The sequence below is a fragment of the Actinoplanes sp. ATCC 53533 genome (assembly GCF_003947245.1).
In genome coordinates this window covers 1-6023 of record NZ_QHHV01000282.1, presented here as the reverse complement: position 1 = coordinate 6023, position 6023 = coordinate 1, and the positions used below count along the sequence as shown (strand labels likewise).

The 6023-nt window shown below is 71.9% G+C and carries 5 protein-coding genes; 1 reads left to right on the top strand and 4 read right to left on the bottom strand.

Annotation, left to right across the window (positions count from 1 at the left end; translation table 11 throughout):
• The coding region (locus tag DMB66_RS53445) for a YceI family protein (protein ID WP_148112878.1) at positions 1–386 on the bottom strand (386 nt) is incomplete at its 3' end.
• A 90-nt stretch (positions 387–476) separates the two neighbouring features.
• On the opposite strand from DMB66_RS53445, the gene DMB66_RS53440 reads away from it, so the two are divergent.
• Complete coding sequence (locus tag DMB66_RS53440) at positions 477–986, top strand: MarR family winged helix-turn-helix transcriptional regulator (RefSeq protein WP_125811734.1); 510 nt, start codon at positions 477–479, stop codon at positions 984–986.
• 246 nt (positions 987–1232) lie between these two features.
• On the opposite strand, the gene DMB66_RS53435 is transcribed toward DMB66_RS53440, so the two are convergent.
• From DMB66_RS53435 to DMB66_RS53425, 3 genes are all read right to left on the bottom strand, one after another.
• On the bottom strand, positions 1233–3692 hold the full coding sequence (locus DMB66_RS53435) for a helix-turn-helix domain-containing protein (protein WP_125811733.1): 2460 nt from the start codon (positions 3690–3692) through the stop codon (positions 1233–1235).
• Positions 3693–3805: 113 nt separating this feature from the next.
• A complete protein-coding gene (locus tag DMB66_RS53430) occupies positions 3806–4963 on the bottom strand; it encodes an acyl-CoA dehydrogenase family protein (RefSeq protein ID WP_125811732.1) in 1158 nt (385 codons plus the stop codon).
• A 29-nt stretch (positions 4964–4992) separates the two neighbouring features.
• A partial coding sequence (locus DMB66_RS53425; protein ID WP_125811731.1) for an acyl-CoA carboxylase subunit beta occupies positions 4993–6023 on the bottom strand: 1031 nt, incomplete at its 5' end.

Sequence of the window (6023 nt, the reverse complement as noted above, 5' to 3'; positions counted from 1 at the left end):
ACCGCCTTGGTGACGTCCTTGATGGTGAGCTCACCGTCGAGGACGAACTCGGCGCCGGCGTGCGACTTGATGCCGGTGCTGCGGAAGGTGATCGCCGGGTACTTCTCGGCCTCGAAGAAGTCGCCGGTGCGCAGGTGGTTGTCGCGGTCGACGTTGCCGGTCTGCACGCTCGCGGTCGTGATCGACGCGGTGACCGAAGACTGCAGCGGGTCCTCGGCGATGGTGATGGTCGCATCAGCCTCGGCGAAGTTGCCGCGCACCTTGCTGACCATCAGGTGACGCACCACGAAGCCGACCCGCTTGTGCGCGGCATCCAGCTGGTAGGTGCCGGCGGCCGGGATCTGGAGACCCTCGAACTCGCGGGTGCTGGCGACGGAGTCGGTCATGACAGTTCCTCTCGAAGCAGAGTCAAGTTGTTGTCTGACGGAGCAACTATATGCCAAGCAATATTCCCCCTGTCAAGCGAACGGGGTAACATGGCTGGCGTGGCTACCGATTTTGATGACCCCCGGTTGACCGCCATCGGCCTGTTCGCCGAGGCGTTCACGGGGCTGAGCAGCCGCTTCGCCGCCCAGTTCGAGCAACACCGGGTGTCCCCGGTCGAGTTCGAGGTGCTGATGCGCCTCGCCCGCTCGCCCCAGCATCGCCTGCGGATGACCGATCTGGCCGGCCAGACGTCGCTGTCCACCAGCGGGGTGACCCGCGTCGTCGACCGGATGGACCGCGGTGGTCTGATCCGCCGCGAGGCCTGCCCGAGCGACCGCCGCAGCTCGTTCGCGGTGATCACCGAGGCCGGCCTGGCCCGGCTCGAGGAGATCCTGCCCGGGCATCTTGAGCTGGTGCAGCGCTGGTTCATCGGTCAGCTCACCCCCGTCCAGCTCGAGCAGACGCTCGGGTCGCTGCGGACCATCCGCGATGCGGTCAACCCGTGCGCGACGGCCGGCAGCTCGGAGGAGAACGCCATCCCGATCGTCCCAGCCGGCTGACTCGAACGAGGTAGTAACCGGCAGAACTACCGGCAGAAGCACCACTCTGCGTTGCCGAAAAACCCACCTTTCCCCGCAAATCGCCCGGCGGCCCGGACTAAGGTGATCTCTGCAGGGGGACGCGGCGCGGCCGAGGCCTAGGCGGGGCAACGGGGGTGCCTACGTTCACGCCGCGTTACCGGGGCGTTGTGACGACCGGCGTGTGGGGGGCGCATCAAGCGCCGGTCGTCCACGCCCTGCCGCGGCTCAGAGCAGATCTTCCAGCTGTCGCATCGCTTCCCCGCCGAGCAGGTCCCGCTCCCGGGGCAGCAGCGTGATCCCGCCCGTACGGCAGAGCGTGGCGAGGTGTGCCACCGCCTCCCGGCGGCGATCGGCCTCCGGGGCGCTCCGCACCACGCCGACCAGGGCCTCCACCGTGTCGCGCGGGTCATGTGCGCCGGCGTAGGCCTCCACCGCGACCGCGAAGATCTCCGCCGCCCGCTTCTCCTCGCCCCGCCGCAGCGCGATCGCCGCCTCGACGATCGCGGCCGGCCCGTCGGCCGGCGGATGCGGATCCGGCCCCCGGAGCTCGGCCAGCACCGCGACCGCCTCGGTGACCCGTCCGCTGTCGGCCAGCGCCAGGCCGACCGTCGCGAGCACCCGGCGCCGCTGGCCGGGGTCGCCGACCTCCTCCAGCTCGACGATCGCGTCCCGGCCCAGCCGCGCCGCGTCGTCGAACCGGCCGTCGAGGCGCTCCACCTCAGCGAGATTCGCCACCGCTACCGCTCGCAGCCGGTGCTCGCCGCACCGGCTGGCCAGCCGGTCCACCTCCGCGAGCCGGGACCGGGCGGCGCTCAGGTCGCCCTCGCGGATCTCGTGCCAGGTCAGGTTGTTCTCCGCGACCGCCATGTCACGGATCCGGGCGCTCGCGCGGGCCAGGTCGAGCGCGGCGGCGCCGTGCCGGCGGGCCCGCTCGTAGCCACCGGCCGTCATCCACAGGGCGGCCAGCTGGGTATGCGCGGTGAGCTGCCCCGGCACGTCGCCGAGCGCGATGAAGTCGGCCAGCGCGGCGTCGGCCGAGCCGATCTCCTCACCGCCCGAGCCGTGTTCGAGAGCGAGCTGGGCCAGCCCGACCTTGGCCCAGGCCCGGACCAGCGGGTCGGCGTCGGCCGTCCGCGGATCGGCCAACAGCCGGCGCAGCCATTGCCGGCCGGTGACGTCGCGGCCGCGGAACCGCCACCACCGTGGCAGCGCGGCGGCGAGGCGCAACGCGACGTGCGGGTCTTCGCGGGCCGCGAAGGTCAGCGCCGCGCCCAGGTCGCCCGCGACGTCGTCGAGGCGGGCGGCGGCCTCGGCCAGGTGCCCGCCCTTGAGGTCGGGCGCGATCTCCTGGGCCAGGTCGGCCAGCACCCGCGCGTGCCGGTGCCGGGCGGCGGGCAGGTCACCGTCGGCGGCGGCCCGTTCGAGGGCGAAGTCTCCGACGACGTCCAGCAGGCGGAACCGGAAGGCGCGGGCACCACGGGCGCTGAGCAGGCCCAGCTCCAGCAACCGGTCGAGCAGGTGCACCGCGTCGGTGACCGGGCCGTCCGCGATCACCGCCTCGGCCAGGTCCAGCGACCAGCGGTTGCGGAAGGTCGCGAGCCGGTGCAGGGCGCGCTGCTCGTCGGGGGCGAGCAGCCGGTAGCTGGCCGCGACCGCTTCGCGTACGGAGACGACGGCGCCCGGTGCCGGCCGGCCGGACAGGTCCAGGACCCGGTCGCCGTAGCGGTCGAGGATCTCCGCGACCGTCAGCACCCGGCCCCGGGCGGCGGCCAGTTCGAGGGCGATCGGCAGGCCACCGAGCCGCCGGACCAGCGCGGACAGCGGCGCCACCTCGTCGGGCTCGATCGGACCGCCGCGCACCCGGGCGAGCCGGTCGAGAAAGAGCGCGGCCGCCGGATAGCCGGCCACGTCGGCGAGCGCCGGGCCCGCCTCCTCCGGCGGGGCGACCAGCGGCGCGACCGGCCAGACCCGTTCGGTGGGCAGGCCGACCGGGTGACGGCCGGTGGCCAGAAACCGCAGAGTCGGGTGCTGGCGCAGCAGCCGGCTGAGCGCCTCGGCGATGGCCTCCGGCGCGCGCTCGACCGCGTCGACGAGCAGCAGCGCGGACCGGCCGGCGAACCGGGGCGCCAGATCGTCCGGCCGGCCCACCCCGAAGACCGCTGCGACGCCACCGAGCACCTCGCCGGCGGTGGAGCCGTCGGTGACGACGATGCCGGCGACACCGCCCGGATATGCGGGCGCGACCCGGTGCGCCACGGCGAGCGCGAGGCTGGTCTTACCCACTCCGGCCAGGCCGACCAGCGTGACGCCCCGCGGCCCCTCTTCCCCCGCCGGGGAGAGCCGGGCGACCAGTTCCGCGACGTCGCCGTCGCGGCCGATCAGGTCAGCGGCCGGCGGCAGGCGTACATACCGCGACAGCGCGGAGGCACCGGCCTGCTGGCCCCTGGCGGCGGCCAGGAACGCCAGCCTGTCCGCCCCCGCGAGACCCAGCGCGGCCGCGAGTAGTTCCACCGTGGTCCGCTGCGGTCGGGAGGCGCGACCCCGCTCAAGATCGCGCACCGTGCGCACCCCGACCCCCGCGCGGGCCGCCAGCTCGTCCTGGGTCAGTTTCGCCCGCAGCCGGTAGCTGCGCAGCACAGCGTCGAATCCCGGACCATCCTGGTCCGCCCCGTGATCGGACGTCATGTCTCGAACCTAGGCACCAAGTTCGATGGATGCCGAGTTCAGCATGCTTTCTGTCGAGTAACCGACGCTTACCCCGTCGGATTTGCCGCAGAAATCGACCTCGAGTCCAAGATCTACAGTCCCAGGCCGCGCGCGATGATCATTCGCTGCACTTCGGACGTACCCTCGCCGATCTCCAGGATCTTCGCATCCCGGTAGAAGCGGCCGACCGCCGACTCGTTCATGAAGCCGTAGCCGCCGTGCACCTGGGTCGCGTACCGGGCGTTGTCCATCGCCGCCTCGCTCGCGCACAGCTTCGCCAGCGCCGCCTGGTGCTTGAAGTCCTCGCCGGCGAGCATCCGCGACGCGGCCTCGTAGTACGCGATCCGCGCCGTGTGCGCGCGCATCTCCATGTCCGCGATCATGAACTGGACGGCCTGGTAGTTGCCGATCGGCCGGCCGAACGCCTGCCGCTGGGTGGCGTACTGCACCGACTCGTCGACGCAGCCCTGGGCCAGGCCCACCGACAGCGCGGCGATGGCGATCCGCCCCTCGTCGAGGATCCGCAGGAACTGTGCGAAGCCGCGGCCCCGCTCGCCGAGCAGGTTGGCCGCGGGCACCCGGACGTCGTCGAAGGCCAGCTCATGGGTGTCGGAGGCGCACCAGCCGACCTTCGAGTAGCCGGGGGCGACCGTGAAGCCCGGCGTGCCCGACGGCACGATGATCGTGGAGAGTTCCTTGCCGCCGTCCGGGTCGGTGCCGGTCACCGCCATCACCGTGACCAGGCAGGTGATGTCGGTGCCCGAGTTGGTGATGAAGGCCTTGCTGCCGTTGATCACCCACTCGTTCGTCCGCTCGTCCAGCACCGCGCGGGTGGTGGTGCCGCCGGCGTCGGAGCCCGCGCCCGGCTCGGTGAGCCCGAACGCCGCGAGCGCCTCGCCGCTGACCAGCCGGGGCAGCCACTCGGCTTGCTGAGCGGGCGTGCCGAAGCGGTAGATCGGCATGGCACCCAGCGAGACGCCCGCCTCCAGGGTGATCGCCACGCTGCTGTCGACCCGGGCGAGCTCCTCCAAGGCCAGGCAGAGGGTGAAGTAGTCGCCGCCCATGCCGCCGTGCTCCTCGGCGAAGGGCAGGCCGAACAGGCCCATCTTGCCCATCTGCCGAACCACGTCGTACGGGAAGGTCTTGCGCTCGTAGTGCTCGGCGATCACCGGCGCGACCTGCTCGCGGGCGAATTCCCGCACGCTGGCGCGCAGCGCGTCCTGCTCCTCGCTGAGCCGGAAGTCGACCATGACATGTCCTTTCTGGACAGGTGGTTCTTTCAGACCGGGGTGACGCCGTGCCGGCGCCGGGAGAATCCGCGGTCCTTGCCGCGGGCGGCGGCATACCGGCGGATGAGCTCGCCGCGCAGGTCGGCGGGCTCGACGATGGTGTCGATGACCAGCTCGCTGGCCAGGCGCAGGATGTCGATGTCGCGCTCGTACTCGGCGCGGCGCTCGGCGACGAAGGCCGCCCGCTCGTCCTCGGGCAGCGCGGCGATCTTGTTGGCGTAGACCGCGTTCACGGCCGCCTCCGCGCCCATCACCGCGATCTTGGCGGTCGGCAGGGCGATGGTCGCCTCCGGGTCGAAGCCGGGACCGGCCATCGCGTACAGGCCGGCGCCGTACGCCTTGCGGACCACGACGCAGATCTTGGGCACGGTGGCCTCGGAGATCGCGCTGATCATCTTGGCGCCGTGCCGGATGATGCCCTGCTTCTCCACCGCGCTGCCGACCATGAAGCCGGGCACGTCGGAGAGGAAGAGCAGCGGCACGTTGAAGGCGTCGCAGAGCTGGACGAAGCGGCTCGCCTTGTCGGCCGAGTCGACGAAGAGCACCCCGCCCTTGAACATCGAGTTGTTGCCGACCACGCCGACGACCTGGCCGTCGAGCCGGGCGAAGCCGACCGTGAGCTCCCGGGCCCAGAGCGCGTGGATCTCGAAGAAGGAGCCCTGGTCGACGATGCCCTTGACGTAACGGCGCATGTCGAAGGCCTGGCGCTCGCTGACCGGGACCAGCGCGGCGAGATCCACAGTGGCGCGATCCTGCGCCTCGGCCGCCGGCGGCTGCTGCGTCCAGTTCGACGGCAGGAACGACAGGTACGAGCGGACCACGTCGAGCGCGTCCTGCTCGGTCTTGCAGAGGAAATGACCGACGCCGGACTCGGCGCAGTGCACCCGCGCGCCGCCCATCGCCTCCAGCGTCGTCTTCTCGCCGGTGACCATCTCGACCATCCGGTCGGAGCCCAGATACATGCTCGCGTTGCCCTCGACCATGGCGACCACGTCGCAGAAGGCGGGTATGTAGGCTCCGC

Bases quoted from the DNA above. Each gene is read 5' to 3' on its own strand.
- DMB66_RS53430 (WP_125811732.1), bottom strand. From the start codon at position 4,963: ATGGTCGACTTCCGGCTCAGCGAGGAGCAGGACGCGCTGCGCGCCAGC.
- DMB66_RS53435 (WP_125811733.1), bottom strand. From the start codon at position 3,692: ATGACGTCCGATCACGGGGCGGACCAGGATGGTCCGGGATTCGACGCT.
- DMB66_RS53440 (WP_125811734.1), top strand. From the start codon at position 477: ATGGCTGGCGTGGCTACCGATTTTGATGACCCCCGGTTGACCGCCATC.